The organism is Neisseria zoodegmatis, from assembly GCF_900187305.1.
GTDB lineage: Bacteria > Pseudomonadota > Gammaproteobacteria > Burkholderiales > Neisseriaceae > Neisseria > Neisseria zoodegmatis.
This window is the reverse complement of sequence record NZ_LT906434.1, coordinates 1,932,494-1,954,707: the sequence shown is the minus strand read 5'-3', so window position 1 is coordinate 1,954,707 and position 22,214 is coordinate 1,932,494. Positions and strand designations below refer to the sequence as shown.

Annotated in this window: 15 protein-coding genes and 1 pseudogene; 1 reads left to right on the top strand and 15 read right to left on the bottom strand. The window is 48.7% G+C overall.

Features of this window, described 5'->3' with window-relative positions; translation table 11 throughout:
- Positions 1-10 precede the first annotated feature (10 nt).
- The 15 genes from CKV66_RS09155 to tagF form a co-directional block, all read right to left on the bottom strand.
- The gene (locus CKV66_RS09155) at positions 11-2,284 is read right to left on the bottom strand and encodes a type VI secretion system Vgr family protein (protein WP_085363668.1); all 2,274 of its coding nucleotides are present in this window, start codon (positions 2,282-2,284) and stop codon (positions 11-13) included.
- Positions 2,285-2,418: 134 nt separating this feature from the next.
- The gene (tssM, locus tag CKV66_RS09150) at positions 2,419-5,976 is read right to left on the bottom strand and encodes a type VI secretion system membrane subunit TssM (RefSeq protein ID WP_085363584.1); all 3,558 of its coding nucleotides are present in this window, start codon (positions 5,974-5,976) and stop codon (positions 2,419-2,421) included.
- A 31-nt stretch (positions 5,977-6,007) separates the two neighbouring features.
- Positions 6,008-7,273: a type VI secretion system protein TssL, long form gene (tssL, locus tag CKV66_RS09145; RefSeq protein WP_085363583.1), complete on the bottom strand. Its 1,266-nt coding sequence runs from the start codon at positions 7,271-7,273 to the stop codon at positions 6,008-6,010.
- A 24-nt stretch (positions 7,274-7,297) separates the two neighbouring features.
- Positions 7,298-8,641 carry a type VI secretion system baseplate subunit TssK gene (gene tssK / locus CKV66_RS09140; protein WP_085363582.1) on the bottom strand — a complete coding sequence of 448 codons (1,344 nt, stop codon included), beginning with the start codon at positions 8,639-8,641 and terminating at the stop codon, positions 7,298-7,300.
- Between the two features lie 31 nt (positions 8,642-8,672).
- A complete protein-coding gene (gene tssJ, locus CKV66_RS09135; RefSeq protein WP_085363581.1) occupies positions 8,673-9,299 on the bottom strand; it encodes a type VI secretion system lipoprotein TssJ in 627 nt (208 codons plus the stop codon).
- Positions 9,300-9,456: 157 nt separating this feature from the next.
- The gene (tssH, locus tag CKV66_RS09130; RefSeq protein WP_085363580.1) at positions 9,457-12,105 is read right to left on the bottom strand and encodes a type VI secretion system ATPase TssH; all 2,649 of its coding nucleotides are present in this window, start codon (positions 12,103-12,105) and stop codon (positions 9,457-9,459) included.
- An 81-nt stretch (positions 12,106-12,186) separates the two neighbouring features.
- Positions 12,187-13,227: a type VI secretion system baseplate subunit TssG gene (gene tssG / locus CKV66_RS09125; protein WP_085363579.1), complete on the bottom strand. Its 1,041-nt coding sequence runs from the start codon at positions 13,225-13,227 to the stop codon at positions 12,187-12,189.
- Positions 13,224-15,200, bottom strand: coding sequence for a type VI secretion system baseplate subunit TssF (locus CKV66_RS09120; protein WP_085363578.1), 1,977 nt, complete (start codon positions 15,198-15,200; stop codon positions 13,224-13,226). The genes tssG and CKV66_RS09120 overlap by 4 nt, the downstream gene beginning before the upstream one ends.
- A complete protein-coding gene (tssE, locus tag CKV66_RS09115) occupies positions 15,193-15,708 on the bottom strand; it encodes a type VI secretion system baseplate subunit TssE (RefSeq protein WP_085363577.1) in 516 nt (171 codons plus the stop codon). Before tssE ends, CKV66_RS09120 begins: the two co-directional genes overlap by 8 nt.
- Before the next feature lie 32 nt (positions 15,709-15,740).
- The gene (locus CKV66_RS09110) at positions 15,741-16,556 is read right to left on the bottom strand and encodes a type VI secretion system accessory protein TagJ (protein ID WP_085363576.1); all 816 of its coding nucleotides are present in this window, start codon (positions 16,554-16,556) and stop codon (positions 15,741-15,743) included.
- A 160-nt stretch (positions 16,557-16,716) separates the two neighbouring features.
- Positions 16,717-17,199 carry an Hcp family type VI secretion system effector gene (locus CKV66_RS09105; RefSeq protein ID WP_009115598.1) on the bottom strand — a complete coding sequence of 161 codons (483 nt, stop codon included), beginning with the start codon at positions 17,197-17,199 and terminating at the stop codon, positions 16,717-16,719.
- A 79-nt stretch (positions 17,200-17,278) separates the two neighbouring features.
- A complete protein-coding gene (tssC, locus tag CKV66_RS09100; protein WP_085363575.1) occupies positions 17,279-18,778 on the bottom strand; it encodes a type VI secretion system contractile sheath large subunit in 1,500 nt (499 codons plus the stop codon).
- A 34-nt stretch (positions 18,779-18,812) separates the two neighbouring features.
- Positions 18,813-19,331 carry a type VI secretion system contractile sheath small subunit gene (tssB, locus tag CKV66_RS09095; protein WP_085356906.1) on the bottom strand — a complete coding sequence of 173 codons (519 nt, stop codon included), beginning with the start codon at positions 19,329-19,331 and terminating at the stop codon, positions 18,813-18,815.
- 70 nt (positions 19,332-19,401) lie between these two features.
- On the bottom strand, positions 19,402-20,469 hold the full coding sequence (gene tssA, locus CKV66_RS09090) for a type VI secretion system protein TssA (RefSeq protein ID WP_085363667.1): 1,068 nt from the start codon (positions 20,467-20,469) through the stop codon (positions 19,402-19,404).
- Between the two features lie 4 nt (positions 20,470-20,473).
- Positions 20,474-21,028 carry a type VI secretion system-associated protein TagF gene (gene tagF / locus CKV66_RS09085; RefSeq protein WP_085363574.1) on the bottom strand — a complete coding sequence of 185 codons (555 nt, stop codon included), beginning with the start codon at positions 21,026-21,028 and terminating at the stop codon, positions 20,474-20,476.
- A gap of 323 nt (positions 21,029-21,351) precedes the next feature.
- Between tagF and CKV66_RS12895 the strand changes: the two are divergent.
- A pseudogene (locus CKV66_RS12895) lies at positions 21,352-21,948 on the top strand (DUF6531 domain-containing protein); the annotation flags it as partial.
- Positions 21,949-22,214 lie beyond the last annotated feature (266 nt).

Sequence of the window (22,214 nt, the reverse complement as noted above, 5' to 3'; positions counted from 1 at the left end):
CGGTTCTTCTCTAGTTGATGTCCACTTTTTTACCGTCCATATCCACCACTTTGGTGCCGACGACTTTGATTTTTTTGCTGACAATCGCAATCTTGTTTTTATCCATCACAATCATGGAATTACCGACTTGCAGGGTAATTTTGGAATTGGCGGACAAAGTAATGTTGCGGCCGGCATTGAGGCCGATGTTCATGCCGGCATTGATGTTCATGATCAGGCCGACGCTGTGCATTTCCGCCGCGCCGACGTTGGTCATCCAACCGCCGCCGACGTTCAGCATATAGCCCGCGCCGATATTGGTCATCTGGCCGATACCGACGTTGTTCATACCGTTTTTGCTCACCGTTTCCTGTTTGTTGCCGCCGATGCTGCTGACTTCGTTTGAAACAACGGTTTTATTGCGGTTAGCTCCGACGGTAAACGCTTGGTTTTGGCCGACGGTAACGTTTTGATCCTGCCCCACTGTCAACGCCTGACTTTGGCCGATGGTTACATTTTCGTTTTGACCGACCGAACGGCTGCGGTTCATCGCCACGTCGACGCTTTGGTCTTTGCCCACGCTGGTGCTTTGGTTTTGGCCGACGCTGATACTTTGGTTTTGGGTGATGCTGGCCGTTTCGTTCTGGCCCACCGATTTGGTGCGGTTTTGGGTAATCGAAGCCGTTTCGTTTTTCTGAACGGTTTTCGCCCTGTCCCCCACCACCGTTACCGTTTCGTTATTACCGATGGTGGTGGTGCGGTCGTTATTGACGTTGCGGGTTTCGTTGTTTTTAACCAGCGATGTCAAATCTTTCTGTGCCTGAAAATTCACCATTTCAGAGCCGGCGGTATCGTTGAACATCAACTCGTTAAAGTTGGAAAGCGGCGAGTTGAAACTTTTACTCTTAATACCGGATTGCTTGGCGGCGGCAGGGAACCCCCACGGCGGCGACATTGCGCTGTTATACAGACGGCCCAATACGATCGGCCGGTCGGCATCACCGTTAATGAAGTCGACCAACACTTCTTCGCCGATACGCGGCGTATTGATGGAACCGTATCCCGCACCGGCCGAGCCTTGCGTTACGCGCACCCAATTGGAGCTGTTTTCATCCATTTTGCCGTAGCGGTCCCAATGGAATTGGACTTTAATATCGCCGTATTCGTTGGTATAAACTTCTTCTCCGGCCGGGCCGGTTACCGTTGCGGCCTGCGTGCCCAACACTTTCGGTTTGGGTGTTTTCAGTGGCGGGCGGTATTGGTACGACTTCGGCAATACGCGGAATGAGATTCTGAATTTGCCGATACGGTCGCCGGTGGTATAGCCGGCTTCTTCAAAATCGTAGTTTGCCTTCAAAATCGTATATTCGGTATTGGATGACGAATGCGGGTGTCTGCTCAGAGTAAACGTATAGCCCGGAGCAACCGTTAATGCCGTGCCGGAGCCGGTAATGACTTTGGTTTGGCTCTTCAAATCTTCACTGCGCACTTGGCTGTAATTCTGCGCTTCGGAAACATCGCTGAAGCCGGTATAGAAATCATAGTGTTCCATGGTTACCGAGCTGAAATCGTGAACGGAATCCTGCGATTTCATCGGCACTTTGGCATTTTTGTAATTGTATTCTTGTGTAACGAACTGGCTGGATTTAAGAGAGTCCCGCTCTTCCCAGATGTCGATATAAGCGGTGCTGGGCGCACCCGGCGCGGTTTGGCGGGAGTGGTAAGGAATGTTGGAAGAAGGAATCGCCTGCAAAATGCCGACATCGTCGGCGATAACCAGCTCGTGCGAGCCGTTGCTGTGGGTGAAATAATAGTAAATGCCTTCTTGTTCAAACAAACGGTTTAAGAAATGAAAACTGGTTTCTTGATATTGAACGCAAAAGCCTCTGGTGCGATAACCTTTTTGGCATTTAACCTGATAAGGAAAACCGAATGCAGATAAAACTTCGTTGGCAATATCGAGCACCGATTTATCAACAAACACCCTGCTGTCTACATTTTGAGTGAGATACCACATAAACGGGCGGGCGGTACAAGCATAAGCATGGTAGCCCTCTTCGTCTTCATCTTCGCCGATGTAGCCGAAATCGGTAACCAAGCCGTTCAGGTAGCGCGGGCTGCCCGCTTCGGTATCGATTTCCAATGTTACCGGCTGGCCGATGATGTCTTTGCCTTGTAAATTGGAATCTTTAGAAACAAATGTGATATTGAATTCAAAAAGGTTGGAAACGGATTCTGTGCCGAGCATCTTTTTGAATAACAGTTGTGGTCCCAAAGGTGTATGAGCAACGATTGTTCTATTCATTTCGGGAAATTCCTTATTCACATTAAAAACCAACATTCCGTTTGTTAAGCGCCTAAACCTTTATTTTTAATCATTTGCAGGTGGATTTCGGAATGTGTTATTTCAGACGGCCTGCTTACATCCTCATTAGACGCTTAAACGCACTGAAAATTCCTTAATTTATTTAAATTAAAGGGGTTCGATGCGGTAGAAGTGGTAAATTCAACCACAACGTTTTTGCCTTGGATGTTGTATTCAACCACGGTGGTGTTCCCTGTTTGGCGGACGATTTTCCCTTTTTCAATCAGGCGGAAGATTGACCACGGCCCGGTTGCGCTGATGCCTGCGCTGTTGATTTGGGGGGAAGAAATGTCTATTTTGGCCAAAGCGTTTTCATTTTTAGACGGCCAGGTAAAAGTTGCAGGGTTAACAGGCCCGTGGCTGTATACATAGCTTTTGCCGTCATACGAAATATTCACACTTTCCAAGGCGGCATCCAGAATCAAAACCTTAACCGAAAAATCAAACGTTGGTGTTTCCGAACCCTTATCAAAATAGCCTTGTCGGATGGCCGCTATGTCGTCCAATTTGGAAAAACGGTCTTTAAACGCGCTGTTTTTGGCCGTTAATGTTTCCAGTTTGTCCGAACGGGCCAATACGGCGGCTTCGCCTGACAAGTTGGTAAACTTGCTGTAAGTGCCGTTGGGGCCGAAGATGTTGGAAAAGCTTTCCAAGGCAACATTGTTTTCCGACCCTCTTTCGAAAGGGTAGCCCTGTTGGCGGGTTTCTTGGCAACTGTCGGTTAAGGTGGCCAATTGTTTTTCCAAAGTAGACATGAGTTTTTCATCAACAATCTTATCGGTATTTTTCAAGATAATCTCAGAAAAATTGTCCAGCATTTGGCGGAAAGGAGAGGGCAGCCGGTTGACTTCGGCCTTGTATTTCACAAAAGGATCGTCGGGAGGCAGATCCACCCCTTTTTCTACTGCAACGTTAACGGCAACCAAATAAACATACAAATCGTTGATGGCTTCGGTAATACCGTTAATTGCGGGAGGTTGATCATTTGCGGTTTCTGTCAGTATATGGAAGTCTGCAAAAGCATCGTCAACAGGCGTTGCCTGCTTCAAAGCGGCCAATTCGTTTTTCACATTGGCTTCACCTTCAGCACTTAAAAGCTTGGAGAGGCCGGCTCTGTTTAACCAATCGGCAATTTTGCTGCCTGCTTTTTCTGTAACCCGATTATCAATGGTTAGCGTCGTGTTATCGCTAATTCCTTTGATGATATTAGCCAAAGGGGAATTTTTTTCAGACAGCAGTTTGGCAATCTGAATGCTCTCGCGCGATGATTTCGGCGTAACCAATGACAAGTCGGCTAAATAATGATTCCATACTCTGATGTAGTTGCTGAAATAGAGCCTCTGGGCATCGGAAAGAACGGAAGCCTTGCTTTGGCTTAAAGAGGCGTAATTACCCAGCACCCAATTATCTTCGTTAAAAAACTGTTCTGCCGATTTAACCATGGCAGGTAATACTTTGGTGATGTATGTCTCTTTGGTATAGATGAAGTTAATCGGTTCTTTTAAAGCCCCGCCTGTTTTGCGACGGAACAACAAGTGGCTTTGCACACCGCCCATGCTGGAAAAGGAAACAGGCGTCACCCCTTCTTTTCCTGAGCGGGCAACCGCATTCACGGTATCTTCCAATACCATGGTGGCAATATCCCTTTGGGCAATTTCCTGACGGCGGCGCTCTACCAAGGCTTCATCATAGGGTACGCTGGGCGTGATGCTTTGCTTGGAAAGGATTTGGTTTAACGCTTTCTCGACAGATTTTTTCTGCTGCTCGCTCATGCCTGAAGATTCTGCTTTAGACAGATTAGACATCAGCCAGTTTTGCATAAAAGCCGCATCGAAATGTTCTTTATTAAACATCATCAGATAGGCTTTTAAAGCGTTATAGCCATTGATGCCGTCTGAACCGCTGGTTGTGCGCAGAAGCTCGTCCAGCTTATAGCTGATTAAAGGCATTACGTTGTCTTGGAGAATTCTGCGGTAGGCAGATTCACCCACGTCCTCCATTTGAGCGCCTTGATACAGACCCATGCGGTAGCCGAGGGGAGGGGACGAGAGATCGGGAATTTCGCTGCTTCTGGTGGTGTCTCTAACGTGTTCTGCAAACGTTACCGCTTTAAGCAAATCGGGCGCATCCGCATATTTTTTTGCATCCATGCCCAATTTAGTTGCTTTGCTGCCGACCTGTTCCAAATAGGAACGGTTATTGGAGTAGCTGTTCAACATCATGGTCAAGCAGGTAATTACGGTAGCCGCAATCGCGCCGACGCCGAGCCAATACAGCATTTGGTTTTTGACGAACCAAGATTTATTTTCCCCGGCTAAGTTTGCTTCGCTGAGGATAACGTCGGAAAACAATCTGTTCAGGAAGAAGCTGCGATCAGAGGTCTGAGCTGCGGTTCTCTCCGAATCTAAGTATTTTCTTGATAATTGGAAATCGCTTTGCAAACCTTCCAAGATGGGATTGAGATGCTGCCCGGTTTGAGTACCGCTTGAAAAGTAAACACCTCTCCATGCAATCGGTTGCTCAAATTTAGAAGATTTGGATAGCTCTTTAAAGAGGGAAAGCACGGCTTGGTTCAGACGTTCAAACTCCTCAGGGAAAGCAAAAGCAGCAGCTTTGTCTTCAGAAGATTCCAATTGATGGATGGTACCCAACATAGACGAGCGCAATTTATCCACAATCTCCGATAAGGCATTGGATGCGGTGGCAATCGGCGTTTCCATTCCTTCTGTGTCAGACAGGGAAATGCCTAAGTATTGGTTTCTTTGCTCTTCTGTTAAATGAGTGAAGAATTTATCAAAACCATGTAGCAAATCCAGTTTGGTAATCATGAGGTAAACAGGGAAATGAATACCTAGTTTGGTATGCATTTCGTGGATTCTTTTGCGCAGCTCTGCCGATATTTCCGTGATATTGGTTTTACCGCCCAATAAGTCGTCCACACCCACAGTAACTAATACACCATTAATAGGTTGTTTGGGACGGTAGCGTTTCAGCAACGATACAAATTCTTCCCAGTCGCTGGAATCTTTATTGCTGTGGTTGTCGTGCAGAGACAATCTGCCGGCAGTATCCAGCAATACAATTTCATCAGATAAAAACCAATCGCAATCCCGTGTGCCTGCCAAGCCGCTGACAGACGTTCCCAAAGTGCTTTCCAGCGGGAAATTAAGGCCGGAGCGTTTCAGGGCTGTGGTTTTACCGGAGCCTGCTGCACCCAAAACGACATACCACGGCATTTGGTAAAGGTATTGGCCTTCTTCCAATTTCGCCAATAAGCTGTTTTTCGATTTGGAAAACTTGGCGTTTTTCAGCACTTTGTCCATCTCGGCAAATTGGCGGCTCATAGAGCTGATATCGCTTGCACTTTTCAAAATGGGTTCTTGTGCAGCTTTGATTTCTTTCAATAAAGCAGCATTACGGCGCGACTCGCGATATTGGCGGAATACGGCTTTAGCCAACCAAATACCGATAATGGCGGCACACACGGCAAAGCGCACGACTTTACTCGCTAAAGGACGGATTTCTCCTATGGAAATCAGCGGGCCGATAAACCATACCAATATAATCAGACCGGCGATACCCAACATTACCCATAAAGAACGGGAACCTAGAAAATAAAGAATTTTTTTCATGTTTGTTTTTCCGTATCAATCCAATTTCAGATTATTGACCTGCACTGACACCGCTGCTCGGTTGGGCAGCCGGAGCGTCGGTTTGTACTTCCACTGCGCTGCCCAATTTAGGGCCGCTGCCGGTCGTGAACAGGGTAATTTCAACCCGTCGGTTTTTGGCTCTGTTTTCCACCGTATCATTCGGTACAACAGGGTTGGTCGAACCGCGTCCTTCCGAACGGATACGCGTTCCGCCGTTTTTAACGTAAGTTAAGAGAATTTCTTTTACCGCATCAGCCCGACCTTGAGAAAGATGCCAGTTAGACGGGAAGGTCAAACTTTGGATAGGCTTGTCATCGGTATAGCCTGTAACGACAATTTGCCCCTCGACGCTGTCCAAAGCCTGACCGACCGTTGCCAAAACGGGGTAGTATTGGTCTTGAATCTGTGCGGAACCGGATTCAAACAAACCGTCGCCTAAAATGGTTACCGTGCTTCTGTCTTGAGAATCTTCAACAGAAACCAGTTTTCTGGCAATTTCGTTTTCCAATAAAGGCCGCAGGCGGATGGTGTTTTTGGTTTCCTGCTGTTTAGGTGCGACAGCGGGAAGTTTGAGGCTGTTTACTTTTGTGCTGGCGGTATCAAAGTCATCGCCCAACGACCATTGCATCGCGAAATAGCCTATTCCCAAAGCAACTGCGCCTAATACGCCTACTACCCATAAAGGAATGGTCAGCCGCTGTTTTCGCTGGATGGTATTGGTAACAATCGGATCGTGCTTGAAGAGATTAACGGTTTGATCCGGCCGTTTGCTGTGAATCAAGGCGAGCAAGTCTCTTTTGATTTTGTCGATTTCCAATTCGCCGCTGTTTAAAACTTGGTATTTGCCTTTGTAGCCGAACTGCAGGCACAAGTACATAAACTCTAATAAATCGATGTTTTTATCAGGGTCTTGCTTTAAGTTTTGAATAATTTCAAAAAAGCGCTCACCGCCCCATGTCTCATCGTAAAAGGACACCAGCAGGCTGTTTTTCGACCACGTTTCATCTGCCCAGCCTGCACGGACGGCCAACTCGTCTACAAAGGTACACAAGCAGTATTTCGCAGCTTGAATGGCATCATATTTCGCTCCGTTTTTCTCAGCATTCTCTTCAAAGTTATTGATTAAAAGAGAAAACTTATTAATCAGGCTGTCGGTAGGGAGTTGACTGGTGGTTTGCTGCATGGCATTCACCAAGATAAAAACGGGTTTGGCAGCTTCAATCAAAGGGTTGTAGATATTTACTGCGCTATGTGCTGCATTATTCTGGTTATTCATAATGAAATTCCAAATTAAACCAAATTAACTCAAAGACTTAATTGCCCAAAATTCAACATCTAAATTCGGAAAATTACCGGCTAAATGGAAGGCCATGCCTGAAGAAGTGTCAAACATGTCCCACATCTCGTGTTTTTTATCCAACTCGAAATAAACATAGCCGCTATGGTAGGGCAATTCTCTCGGTGCAACGGATAAGGCGTGTACTCTGATTCCGGGCAGGTGGTAGGCGACTAATTCTTTTACTTTTTCCACCGTGCCTATCTTCACCACGCTTGGAATTTTTTGGCGTAATGCTTCGTTCGGCATATCGGCTTTGATGGCGAGAACGAATGAAGCTTTATCCAGCAGGCTTTGATCAGGCGTTTGGGCAACGTGCGTTGCCTCGTCGCGCATGTCGAGAGGAATTCTGATCGCTCTTTGCTCAAGCACGATAGAAAGTGATTTACGCAGATTGAAAAATAATTTGCCGAAGCATGAGGCCAAGTCGTTGTGCTGATACACAGGAATTTCGCCTACTTTGCGGGCAGGTAAGAAAGTCATCAAATCGGCACACAACTTCGACAGATTAACAAATAATTGTTCCGGATGGGTTTGGCGGGCGCCTTCATTTTCATGGTGTAAATAGGCCAAATATCTGTTGATGGTTTGCAGCATCATGAAATCCATCACTTCAACAGAACCCCCGGTATTGGGATCGTTTACAGCATTGGCCAAGCTATTGCTTTTCTGCATCAAAAGGCCGTATATCTCTGAAATATAAGCCTTTAAATGCTGTTGCTTTTGGCTGCCGAGACAGGGTGGGATATAGGATTCGTCTAAGACCACCTCGAAATCTGCCGAACTGGAATGGATAAGCGCTATGGGGAGGGCAGTTTGTCCGCTGGTAACATCGCTTTCTAAAACCAGCATGGGGTTAAGTTCTGCCAACGTAACTTGGCGGCCGTCTAATTCGGTATTGGTGGTATCTGCAAGTGTTTTATCAAATGCTTTATAGCGGTGAGGGGCAGTTGAGTCTTGATCCGGAAAGCAAATCTCATTGTTCACGGAAGAGGGTAAGTTAACGGCCAAGCAGATTTTTGTGTCTTTAATATTGGCAGGAACGGTTAAGCTCAGATTTTCGAGTTGTTTCTGAGAAAGTAAAAAGACCGAGCCGTCGGGAAACACGCCTTCTGCTTCACGAATACCGATTACCCCGCGCTTGAGGCCGTCTGAATCCAAAACCAGTGAAGAAAATCCCCAAAAATAGCCTTCACGGGAAACGGCCAATTGACGTAAACCGGATTCAATGTAACGTTCAAATTGCTGGAAATGTTGGGGAGTAATGAAGATTCCCTCAGACCAGACTACTTTTGCTTCTATCGCCATGTTTTCAACCTAAATCTTCTATATAAAGTTATTATTTTTCTTCACGGAAAACGCCTTTGCTAAGGTCGCTGTCGTGTTTGTGAACTTTGCCGCTTTCTTTAATGCGTTTGTTGTCGGGGTGACGCTCTTTATATTCTTGAAGCATGTTTCTCATTTCTGCTTTTGACAACTGACTCAATTTGTTTTTGCCGAGATTTAAATAGAAATAATGCTTGCCGAATTGATACCAGCGTTTTTTCTGTTTCAACAATGTCAGTTGCCATTCGCTGTTATCCAAATCGCGATAACTGGCTACCACGCCTAAATATTTCAGGTGGGAATCCATTTTAATCGGCAATATCGTAACCGTATCCGGGTGCAGCATGAATTGGTTTTGCTGGATTAATTTATCGCCTAAAGTTTCTTTGGCATTGTTGGTAAGCTCGAAATAGTTTGCTTTCTTAAACTCGCCATCGGAAGACAATTGATATAAATCCAAGCGGATGGGTGAAGGGCGACCGACCAAATCGGGGTTTACATCAGGCGAAACAAGGATTTGGACATCAATCTTCTCTCCGCTTTCATCGGATTCTTTCGGCGGTTTATGATTGGAAGCACATGCGCTCAATACTAAAGGTATTGCCAAGAATAATGTATATTTCATTAATTTTTTATGCATTTCGACTGCCTAATCTTGGTTGGTAATTTATTACATTGTTTAGCATGTAATAAATCTCATCATTTATATATTATGTCGTTTGATAACTTGTGTTTACATTATACAAATTGTAAACATTAAGCGTTAGAAAGGCGAAACATATTTTAGTTTTTCCTTTTTACTTAACATTATCTTTTTTCTTGAATTTATATTTGTAGGTAAAGTCATGGTCTTTCACGCCGATGCTCACTGCCGAAGCCTGTTTGCCTTGCGTTGCGCAGGTAAGCAGTTCGCGGCTGATTTGCGGCAGAACGGTATTGGTGAGAATCGCATCGATCATACGGCCGCCCGATTCGACTTCGGTGCAGCGCGAGGTAATCAGTTTCAGCACTTCGGGTGAATAGGTCAGGTCGATGTTGTGGTTGTCCTTGATCCGTTTCACGATACGGCCCAATTGCAATTCAACGATTTTTGCGAGCATGTCGTCGGATAGCGGATAGTAGGGGATAACCTGCATGCGGCCCAGCAGGGCGGCGGGGAAAACTTTCAGCATGGGCGTGCGCAAGGCTTTGGCCAAGCCTTCCGGAGTCGGCAGCATGTCGGGGTCGTCGCACATGTCCATAATCAAATCCGTACCGACGTTGGTAGTGAGGATGATGATGGTGTTTTTGAAGTCGATGTAGCGGCCTTCGCCGTCTTCCATCCAGCCTTTATCGAATACTTGGAAAAAGATTTCATGCACGTCGGGGTGCGCTTTTTCCACTTCGTCGAGCAGGATAACGCTATACGGTTTGCGGCGCACGGCTTCGGTCAGTACGCCGCCTTCGCCGTAACCGACATATCCCGGCGGTGCGCCTTTCAGGGTGGATACGGTGTGCGCTTCCTGATATTCGCTCATGTTGATGGTAATCACGTTTTGCTCGCCGCCGTACAGGGTGTCGGCCAGAGCCAGCGCGGTTTCGGTTTTACCCACACCGGAAGGGCCGGCCAGCATGAAAACGCCGATGGGTTTGTTGGGGTTGTCGAGATTGGCGCGCGAGGTTTGAATGCGGCGGGCAATCGCATCCAAGCCGTGGCGTTGGCCGATGATGCGTTTGTTTAAAGTATCGGCCAGTTGCAATACGGCCTCGACTTCGTCTTTCATCATTTTGCCGACGGGAATGCCTGTCCAGTCGGCCACCACGTCGGCAATCGTGCGGCTGTCGACCAACGGCATCACCAGCGGTTGGATGCCTTGCAGTTCTTTCAGTTTATCGACCAGTTCTTTTTGGCGTGCGTACAACTGCTTGCTTTCATCATCGGAAGTTTCTTGCCCTGCCTGCATGATTTGTTCGCGCACGGCCAACAGCTCGGCAACCAAGCCGGTTTCTGTTTGCCATCGTTCTTCCAATTCTTTCAGACGGCCTTCAACTTCGGCCAGTTCTTTGCCGATATTCGCCATCCGTTCTTCGGAATCGAAACTGAGCTTTTTCTCACGTTCCAGATGGGCTTGTTCGAGTTTTAATGCTTCGGATTTTTTTTGCAGATACTCGATGCTGCTGGGTACGGCGTGCTGGCTGACGGCAACGCGCGCGCAGGCGGTATCGATCAGGCCGACGGCTTTATCGGGCAGTTGGCGTGCGGGAATATAACGATGGGAGAGTTTCACGGCCGCCTGAATCGCTTCGTCGAGAATAATCACATTGTGGTGTTTTTCCAGCGAGGCGTTCAACGCTCTGAGCATGTTGACGGCTTTTTCTTCGTCGGGTTCGTCTACCTGCACGACTTGGAAACGGCGGGTGAGGGCGGGGTCTTTTTCAAAATATTTTTTGTATTCCGCCCATGTTGTTGCGCCGATGGTGCGCAGTTTACCGCGGGCCAAAGCGGGTTTGAGCAGATTGGCGGCATCGCCCGTGCCGGCTGCGCCGCCCGCGCCGATTAAGGTGTGGATTTCGTCAATAAACAGCACAATCGGCGTGGGGCTGGATTCGACTTCGTCCATCACCGCTCTGAGCCGCGATTCAAATTCGCCGCTGATGCTGGCACCGGCTTTGAGCAGGCCGATGTCCAGCAGAATTAATTGCACGTCTTGCAATCCGGGCGGCACGTCGCCTGCGGCCAAGCGCAAGGCCAACGCTTCGACCACGGCGGTTTTGCCGACACCGGCTTCGCCCGTGAGAATCGGATTGTTTTGACGGCGCCGCATCAGAATGTCAATGATTTGTCTGATTTCGGCATCGCGGCCTGTGAGTGGGTCTATTTCGCCGTTTTTGGCTTTTTCGGTAAGGTTGCTGCCGTATTTGGCCAACGCGCTTTCTTTGTGAGTGGCAGTAGGCTCCGAAGATAAGGCGTTTTTAGCGGCATCGAGATTTTCTTCCGAACCGGCGGTAATGGCGATGATGTCGTCCGCCAGCGTTTCGGGTTTGATTTTGAGGAATTCCGATGAAATGTTGGCCAAGATGCCCTGCAAGGTTTTATTTTGCAGCATAGTATAGAAAATATGCGCCGTGCGGATTTTGTCGGTGCCGAATTTCAGCGAGCTGTATGTCCAAGTTTGTTCGACAAGGGTTTGGATATGCTCGGAAAAATCGATAACGGCGGTGGCGCCGGCAGGCAGTTTTTCCACGGCGGCCAATACGTCTTTGCGTACTTTCGCTTCGTCTAAATTGAAACGGTTTATCAGGCAGAAAATGTCGGTTTTTTCGGTTTGCAGCAGGGAATGGAGCCAGTGCACCAGCTCGACATAGCTGTTTTCCCGAAGGCGGCAGAATGTGTAGGCATTTTCCAGAGTTTTGTATAAGGTAGTATTCAACTTACCGAATAATACGCTGCGGCTGATGTCTGACATAAGATTTCCTTAAATAATCCAACATGTCCAAAACGGTTTGTAAGAGGCTTTTATCAGGATGAGGCCGTCTGAAAAAGCCGTTTAACGGTTGCTGACGATTAAGTCTTCAGCGTTGCGGGAAACATTGCCCAGCCAAGTCGACAAGCCGAGCTGGGTTTGCCCGCCCAAATCCATCGGGGGAACTTCTTTTTGCATCAAAACGGGCTGTATGTCCCATTCGTATTCGTCTGCGGCAAACAGGCGCACCCATTCCCGCAGGCGGGCGGTGTTGGTGCCGTCTTTAAAAAACGACCGGTAGGCCGGCAGAGTCAGCGGGCCGATGATGATGCGGAATTTGCTTTGAACATCGTAAAGTTTGTCGCCCAGCAGCAAACCTTCTCCCAGCATATAGCCGCCTGTTGCGCCGATTTGCGTTTTTTCTTCGGCAACTTCAACCCAGTATCCGACATTGGTTTGAATGGTAACGGGCGCTTTGAAATAGCGGTTGAGCAACTGTTGCAGGTTGGCGGCGGAGCGGCTTTGCTTCATCAGCAAACCGGCAAAATAACGCTTGGCAAATTCGTGAATCAGGCCTTCGTTGTGTATGGGCGGGGTATTCAGGCCGTTGAAGCTGGCGATGTATCTGCCGAAGCGGTCGTCGGCGTTTTTGTCTAAAGAAGTAATGCTCTGCGCGTTGGCCCATGCCCGATAAAACAAGACCGCCAAACGGTGTTGCAGCATATTGGCAAAGCCCGTCCATGTACGGTCGCCGTGCTGGTGTTGGCGCTCGTAGGCATATTCGGTCAAATGCAGGGGAAGGGGGCCGGAAGGGCCGAACAAACCGAAGCCGTTGATGGAAATTTCCGCATAATGGGGCGACAGCGTTACCGATTGGATGTTGCGCGGGGAAAAAATAAGCGAAGGCTCTTGGCGGATTCTGATTTTTTCCATTTTCGGGCTGACTGCCTTGCCCAACATCTTGCCGCCGGTAACAAATTTAACCGACTCAAGCTGGCGCAAGAGTGAAAAGTAGTCATATTTATACGGCTGGGAAGCGACTTTGTTTAAAAAACCGGTGAGTTTTTCATCCCAAGTATCGTCCGGCGGGTCGCCGAAATCCGTTTGCACGTTAACCGGACTCATATGATCACCCTTTCTCCCACCGCGGTCGGCCACGTGGCCACATGCCCTTGTTGGAGCGTGTCGATTTGCAGTTGTATGAATGAGTTGATCGACACCAAGCGCCGGAAATAATGGTTTAAAACCGAGCCGAACAGGAAGGGATGGATGCCCCCCAATTGTGCGTCGTCGAGCGTAACGGTGATTTTGATGCCGCGCACGGGAGCGGCGGTGCCGTGATGGCGAACCACTTTATTCACGACGGCGGTGTCCACCCGCGTGATCGATTCAATCTGTTTCTTCAGCAAATCGTTTTCGGAAGAAACAAACACCATCAATAATTCTTTCAAGGTAACGGGGGCATTTTCTTGGTCGGTGTTCAGCAGCGACAGATAGTTCAGGCTCAATTGGTTTAAAAACGGCCAAAGCGTTCTGTCTTCGCTCACCGCTGCCTGAGGCCGCGTCAGCTTCGAAATCAGTTTGATCGAGCTGACGGGCAAAAAGCCTTCGATCAGAAAATCCGACTCGCCATCACGCGGCATCATCAGCGGCAAATCCCTGCTGGTACACCAAGCATCAACGGAAAGGTGCTGGATGCCCGAATTGAAGGCGTAGTCTTTATTGTCGGCCAGCGACAGAAACACTTCGCTGCCCAGATAGGAAGAGCGGAAGCCGTTTTTAATGGTGTTTTCAGACGGCATCCTGTCTGCCCGCCGTGCCGAAAAATAAGAGTGTTGGGTTTGCGCTTCAGGAAACAAACCCATATCCGGCGCTTTGTACATCGGCGAAAAAACCACGGTTTGGCGGTTGTTGGTGTCGAAGCCTTTTACCTGCTCGATAGAGTGGACTTCGTAATTCAGCGGCTGGGTGCGGTCGATAACGACATGGTGTTCCCGATCTTGAATGTTCACGGGGAAGCGCGCGCTCTTTTTCCTGAATAGATTTACCACCGGCACGGCGTTTACGGAAAAATCTTCCACGCCGACCAGCTCCGTCAGCTCGGGTATTTTGTGGCTGAACAAAAATGACAGGCTGAAATAGCGTTTGCGGTAAGTGATGATTTTCTTATTGATGCCCTTATCGCTCACAATTTCTTCCAGCTGTTCGGGCACTTTGGGCAGATGACCTTCTTTTTCGGCCTGCCGGACAGCTTGCTTGATATCTTTTTGGGCAATAAACAGGAATTTTTCCGGTAACCGCGCATATTCCTGAAGAATCCGAAATGCGCTGACCGATTTGTCCAGATTGAAAGACAAGGCTTCGTCTTCGCTAAATCCGCTGTGTTCCGGTTTGGACGGCAGCAGGTAGTGCCATTGTTTGGGGTTTTCATAACTGTGGCAGACTACGCCCACGCATTCGGAAGCCAGCAGGAACAGCAAAGAAGACGATTTGGAAAGCTCCGTGCCTAAAAACACAGGCAATGTGTCCGGCAGCATTTCCGAACAGGCTCCGGGTACGCTGAGCGAGAAATCCAAGCGTAGGGCGGATTGCACTTTTTTACCGGAAGAGGGTTTGAGCATGGGAAGCGTACCCGGCAAATAGCCGAGCGAATCGGTATATTTGGCTTTTTCTATCCGCAGCGGCAGGATTTCGGTGGTTTTGGTTACCGAAAACGGGCAGCTTACTTTGAATTCGTCAATCGGCAGCGACCTTAATATTCTGCCGCGCTCCAGCAGATTGATAACATCGGCGTTGTATTGGCCGGCAGGTTCTAAATTGACAATGGCCGCCGCTGGTTTTTGGTTGATGAAGTCGGGGTAAACGACTTCTAAAATTCTTTGCACGAAACGGGGATATTCCGCATCCAGTTTAAGCTGGGTGCGGGCGGTGAGAAAGCTCACGCCTTCCAGCAGCCGTTCGACGTAAGGGTCGGGAATGTCGGAAGTATCCAAGGCCAGTCGGGAAGCCACTTTGGGATATTTGAGCGCAAACTCCCTGCCCATTTCTTTCAGGAAGGCCAGCTCTTTATTGTAATAAGACAGTAATTTGTTATTCACGGCCCGTTCCCCCTTCTAATAAATTAAACAGCCCGGTTTCGATATCCATACTGGTTCGCAGCAGGAATTCTTTTGGATAAGGGTTGAGTTTCAGATGGCCTTTGATTTCAATAATCAGTTTGTTGTGCAAGGCATCGTCGTCATCGTCTTCGGTGTTCACAATCACTTGCAGCGATTTGCTGTCGAGCCGCGGTTCGAAATCAATAACGGCCTGCTTGATGTTTTGCTCCACGTTCTGCCATTCTATGTCGGAAAAATTAACGCCGGAAAGGGGCGGAATGCCGTAGTTGAGCGTGGACGAACGCACGTTTTCGGGCAGGTGTTGCTCCATGGTTTCCGCTTGCAGGTTGCAGGTGTTCAGCAGGTAAAGAATATCGCGCAGCACGGCTTGCCGATATTGGTCGAGGTTGATGGCCTGATCGGGTCGTGCTTCTTTTTTTTTGCGCGGTTCTTCGTCGGTGAGTCTGTCGAACAAAGAAGGCAGCAGTTGGTTTTTGAATGGCGACATGATTAATTGCCGTGGCTGACGGATGGGTGGGTTTAACGGTGTTGTCCGAATTTAATGCTGCGGATATCCAACAGGCCGAAATCGTGGTTGTCGGTGTACAGCATCTTCTGGCCGATGCCGGTAAAAAGCTGGTCTGCCGCTTCAACCCAGTCGGTTTGCGCGCATTGCAGCAGCAGATCCGACCATTCCGATTCTGCCTCGGGTAAAACGGCATAGCGGGCGGGGCTGGTGCATTGGATGCATTCGCCGTGGCTGAATGTGATTTCAGACGGCCTCCAAATCACGTCGAGCAAGGAAGCGGGTGTTTTGAAAGCAATGCTTTCGATGGAACCCCAAGTTTGCCAGTAGTAGTGGCCGCGGTAGAAGTATTCGTAAACGAAAGCGGTACGCACGTCGCCGTCTATGATCCAACTGCCGGATGCATCGGCAACCGATTTGTCTGCCAGAAGATAGGTAATGTTTACCGGTGTTTCGTCGATGTCGTCGGATAAAGCGGCGTAGCCGTCGGCAAGAGCCGCGCTTTTTTGTTCTGCCACATGGGCGACCAAAGAGAGTTGTTTTTGCAGAATATCGAGCTTGCCGGCGTGCTGTTCCAGCGTTTTCGGCTTTTGCTGTGCCGCTAAAACAGCTTGGCGGCGCATTTCGGCTTCGATATTTTCAATAAGATAAAGCATCAGGGGCTTTTGGGTGTTGGGAAAGAGCTTTTGGTATTGCCCGATCTGTTTCAGCGCCTGGTCCCATTTTGCGCACAGGCAGAGATATTGAATCAATGCCAAACGGTGTTCCTGATTGTCGGGATTTGAACGCACCAGTTCAATCATGTCCGATAATTTAGTTTTCAAATCCATCTCAGCAACTCCTTGTTTATTTTTGTAGAAAGTGCAGTAAGAGCGAAAGCCCGAATCAACTTTTCAAGAAGGATAGAGGCCGTCTGAAAAGTGTATATATGTAAAGCCTGACTTAAAACGCCTTTTAAGCCAGGCTTCTCCAACTAAACGTGCATAAAGATTATGCAGATTTGTTTTCTTTGATGTTGAAGGCCATCTGAACTTCGGCGCCTTTGGAACCTTTATCGGTTTGTTCCCAATATTGGTTTTTCACTTTGGCAGCTTGGAATGAGTAACGCATTTTCAGCGCGTCATTGCCTTGTACGCCGATGAATTTCACACCGGTTACCAAAACGTCTTCCAATGTGGTGCGCGAATATTCGATTTGTTCGCCGCCGGCTTTGCACACGGAGATTTCTACTTTGCTCAAGTGTTGGCCGGTGGCACAGTTTTTCAGAATGGTCGGAGCGGCTTTATCGATGGCGGCCACTACGGTCAAGTCGTTAAAATTCACTTTACCGGCACCGCCGCCGCCGCCGCTGGTCATCGAACCGGGTTGCTCGGCACCCCAGTCGAAACTTTCGATATTGGTCCAGTCTTTGTGGTTGGCATCTTTTGATTCACCGTTTACACCTTCAACTTTCATGAACATATCAATAGCCATGTTTTACTCTCCTTGTTAAGAAATTTAAGCGATCAGACAACAGGGCATGAGTATGCCCGACTAAATAAACCAAACCCGACTATTCCTGTTTAGCCGAAGGCAGTTTGGAAACTAAGCGCAATGAAACGGTAAGCCCCTCAAGTTGGTAGTGCGGCCGCAGGAAGAATTTAGAAGTGTAGTATCCGGGGTTGTCTTCCACTTCTTCCACCACTACTTCCGCCGCCGCCAACGGTTTGCGGGCTTTTGTTTCTTGGGTAGAGTTAATCGGGTCGCCGTCTACATAATTCATAATCCATTCGTTCAGCCAGCGCTCCATATCTTCGCGTTCACGGAAGGAACCCACTTTGTCGCGCACGATACATTTCAGATAGTGGGCGAAGCGGCAGCATGCAAACAGATAAGGCAGGCGGGCGGACAAACGGGCATTGGCCGTAGCATCGGGATCATAATATTCGGCAGGCTTGTGCAGGGATTGCGCGCCGATAAACGCTGCCAAATCGGTATTTTTGCGGTGGATCAGCGGCATGAAGCCCAGCGCTGCCAGCTCGGCTTCGCGGCGGTCGCTGATGGCGATTTCGGTCGGGCATTTCATGTCCACGCCGCCGTCGTCGGTCGGGAAGGTGTGGCAGGGCAGGTTTTCAACGATGCCGCCGGATTCCACGCCGCGGATAGAAGTACACCAACCGTAGTATTTGAACGAGCGGTTGATGTTCACCGCCATCGCATAGGCCGCGTTGGCCCAAGTGTATTTGTTGTGATCCGCGCCTTCGGTTTCTTCTTCGAAATCGAATTCGTCCACAGGATTGGTGCTGGCACCATAAGGCAGGCGCGACAAGAAACGCGGCAAGGCTAAGCCGATGTAGCGTGAATCTTCGGAATCACGCAGGCTGCGCCACGGTGCGTATTCGGCGTTTTGGAAGATTTTGCTTAAGTCGCGCGGATTGGCCAATTCCTGCCAAGATTCCATCTGCATCAGTTTGGGCGATGCGCCGGCGATAAACGGGCAGTGTGCGGCTGCGGCAATTTTTTCGAGGCTGTTGAGCATTTCCACATCGGGTGCGGAATGGTCGAAATAATAGTCGCCAACCAAGCAGCCGAAAGGCTCGCCGCCGAACTGGCCGTATTCTTCTTCGTAAATGCGTTTGAATAGCGGGCTTTGATCCCAAGCCGTGCCTTTAAAGCGCTTCAGGTTGCGGGCGACTTCTTTTTTGGAAATCGGCAATACTTTGATTTTCAGCAGGGTGTCGGTTTCGGTATTGGTAACCAAATGATGCAAACCGCGCCATTCGCCTTCCAGTTTTTGAAAATCTTCGTGGTGCAGAATCAGATTGATTTGTTCGGAAAGTTTTCTGTCGAGTTCGGCAATGATTGCTTCGATGGTTTGATAAGTGTCGTCTGAAATCGTAACGACATTTTGCAAGGCTTGTTGAGCCAATGTTGCTACGGCGTTGGTTACGGCACTTTTGGCTTCTTCGGTTTTGGGTTTGAATTCTTTTTGCAGCAGTTGTTCAAATTCGCTCGCTGCAAACGCGGTTTGCGCGCCGCCGCCCCCTTGGATATCTAATTGCTTTTCAGCCATGATTCACTCTCGCTTTATTGGTTTTCATCCGAAATTACTGCCCGTCTTTGGGTGTTGCTTTAGGTGCGGCCGCAAGGCTTTTCAGCAGCTCGCTGTCGCCCAAGACTTTTCCGATCAATTCCTCCGCACCGCTCTTGCCGTCCATGTATGAGAGCAGGTTGGAAAGCTCCGTGCGCGCTTGCAAAAGTTCGTTTAGAGGTTCTACTTTTTTGGCTACTGCGGCGGGTGAGAAATCATCCATGCTTTCAAATTCCAGCTCTACGTTCAAATTGCCTTCGCCGGTGAGCGTGTTTTTCACGTTGAAGGCCACGCGAGGTTTGAGGGCTTTCATACGCTCGTCGAAATTATCTACGTCGATTTCCAAAAACTTGCGTTCGGCCAAATCAGGAAGCGGTTCGACAGGTTTGCCGACCAAATCAGCCATCACGCCCATTACAAACGGCAATTCGATTTTTTTCTCGGAACCGTACAGCTCTACGTCGTACTCGATTTGTACCCGCGGAGCCCGGTTGCGGGCAATAAACTTTTGACCAGATGATTTGTTTCGTGACATGTTCAGTAACCTCTAAATGATTAAAGTTGTTTTGTCCAAACAAACTTTAGCTTATTACAAATAGACTATTTCACTCGTTGGAAGTTCCTGTTTCTTCTTCCGGTTTGCCGATTAAAACTTCCAAATTGGCAATGCTTTCTGGACTGATATCTTTCATGATGTCGTAGAAGTCCATATTCATCAGACGCTGTACCCTGCGGATAAACAGCGGGGCAGGGTGGCTGGGCTCAAGGGTTTCAAAATAGACGCAGATTTTCTCCAAAACCAAATCGACATCGGCGCGGTTTTTAATATTCAGACGGCGCCACGCATCGGCATCTTGGAAAGCCGTTTGCTCTTGCGTGCCGGTTGAGGCGGAGATTTCGGCTGTGTGGTCTGTTTGTTCCGCCTGTTGCGGCTGCGGTGTGCTGCCGTCGTTGTAATTGACGGCTTTATGAATCAGAGTGAGCGGCTTTTGAATGACCTCGAAATTGAGGGAATGCTCGTCTTGCAGTTTGGTTGAGAAAGTGCTTTGGATGTCTTTCAGATGGCCTAATGCTTGGATTAAAGCCACCAATTCCGGCTTGCCGGTGTCGGCGCTTACCCTGATGTCGAGCATCAGCCGGTCTTTTCCGCCCGGATAGCTTTGCGGATCATTGCCTTGTAACACCGAAACCGCTTCTTTGACGGTAACCGGTTGCTGGGTCAGCCCGTTTACCAGCAGTTTGGCCGGAAAAATTTCTTTAACGATGCCGTCGAGCGTAGTAAAAGAACTGAGCGCATTGATGCGGTAAAACGGGTCGTATTCACCGTCTTCATCTTCGAGTTTGGGGAAGACTGAATCCCAATATGAATCAATATTGGCTTTAACGGCTTCGCAGCCGGCGCAAAAACCGGTGAGCCCGTGTTTGGCAGTGAGGGCTTGCGTGTAATAAGCCAAGACGCGCAGGTCTTTCGATTCGGCCAGCAATTGGTTGCATAATTTCTCTACCGTTGCCCAATCCGGTTCTTCCGCCGGAATAATGGTGTCGCCGTATTGCTGCTCGGGCTTGCCTTCCGCCGCGCTTTGCAGTTCCAGAAAGCGGCTGTCGTATTCGATATTCACCCCTTCAGGAGCATCGGCGGAAATAGGTTCGTCCCATCGGGAAAATGTTTTCATCAGTTTACGATCCAAATAATTTATTAAACAGAGAGCACGAGGGTTCGCCTTCGTGTTTTATATGGCGGCCGCTTTCGCTTTCCTGCCAAAAACTGCCGGTATCGCCTGAATTAGATAAATAGTTTCGGAAAGGTTCGGATAAAAGAACGGGGCTATGGCTTGTGTCGGCGTTAAAGCAATTTTCGATAGCGCACTTGCCGTTGTTTAAGGTGTTGCGGAAGAAATCTGTTTTTTCAGCAATAAAGCTGATGGAATCTGATAAGTCGGAATGAGAGTCGGGTTTGCAGAATAATACGAAAGGATATTGCCTTCCGGTTTGGTCGGCGCTGAGAGCGGTGATGCCCGTATAAGCCATACCGTCGGATAGCTTGATGCAAAATAGCCAAATTCGCGGCGCGGCAAATGTTTTTCGGGTAAACGGGATTAATCTGTCTTGGCTGGTGCAACGGCCAAACCAGCCGTCCCAAAAATGTTTATCGTCGGCTTGCAGATTATCGGAAACAATAAAATCGCGAGATTGGCTTAGTTTGCCGAAAAAATAGACTTCTCTTTGTAGCATTAATCGTAATCCCAACAATATGGATGAAATGACGATTATTCCCCTACGGATATTTTTATTTTGAATTTTTCGGCTACTTTACCATAATTTTGATTGGTGCATTAACACTATTTATTTTCAGACGGCCTAACCATTTACCTAAGTTATTCTTATTGAAAGGAACAAATATTAAGTTCTGTTGTCTGACTTAAGATTACTTTTGGCCTCTTGAAATGCAAAGCGGCATTTTCAAATGAGCAGAAGCGATTTAAAATTTACTTCAGAAACCTGCGGGCGCTCTATTTTTAATTTTAAAAACAACAGAATTTTGACGGAGTAATCTCATGGCATCTTTCGGCAACACCATAGGCATTCTCATTCCCCAGCCTTCCGCGCCGGCCATGGTATCCCAAGGCTCCGCCAATCCGCCCGAACCGCTGACCAATGCCGCCGGCCCCGTTGATGTGATTGAGATGGTGGCCGATGTCGCTTCTACCGCTTTATCGATTGTTTCCCCCGACTCTGCCGTATCCGCAGCCGTTGATGTGGCTTCTACCGTGATTTCCTTAGCCTCGATGATTCCCGGTGTGCCGGGGCCGAAGCCGCCTACTAAAAAGACCGTTAAAGGGTTCAGTGGCGGCGGTGGAATGGGATTTAACGGCGGGCTGGTTACTCAGGGGAAAGGTAAAAAAGGCAGGGGGCGTAAAGGCAGACCTGCAGGAGGAAGGGGAGCCGGTTCGGGAGGTTGTCCGTGTAAAGGCGGTGGCAAGGGCGGTGCAGTCGGTCGTCCGGTGAATGCCATACTGGGTATTAAAGTCCTTCCCGAAGAAACCGACTTTGTTTTCGATTCCCCTCTCCCCCTAATCTGGCAGCGCAGCTACTATTCCGACCAACCCGGCAACGGCTGGTTGGGGCAGGGCTGGTCGCTGCCGTTTTCGATGCGGTTGGAACGGGTGGAAGACGGTTTCCTCTACATTGACGAACAAGGCCGGGAAATTCCGCTGCCGGATATCGACGACGAGCAAGACGAACCGCAATATGCCGATAATGAAGACGACTTCGACACAGAAGAGGCCGACCCCATTGCCGACCCTGCGGAAGAAGACCCCTACGGTTTGGAAGATGCCTATTTCGACCACGAAGAGCAAATCTATTTTTCACAAGTTTCAGACGGCCTCTACCAAATCGCCTCACCTGACGGCGGTGC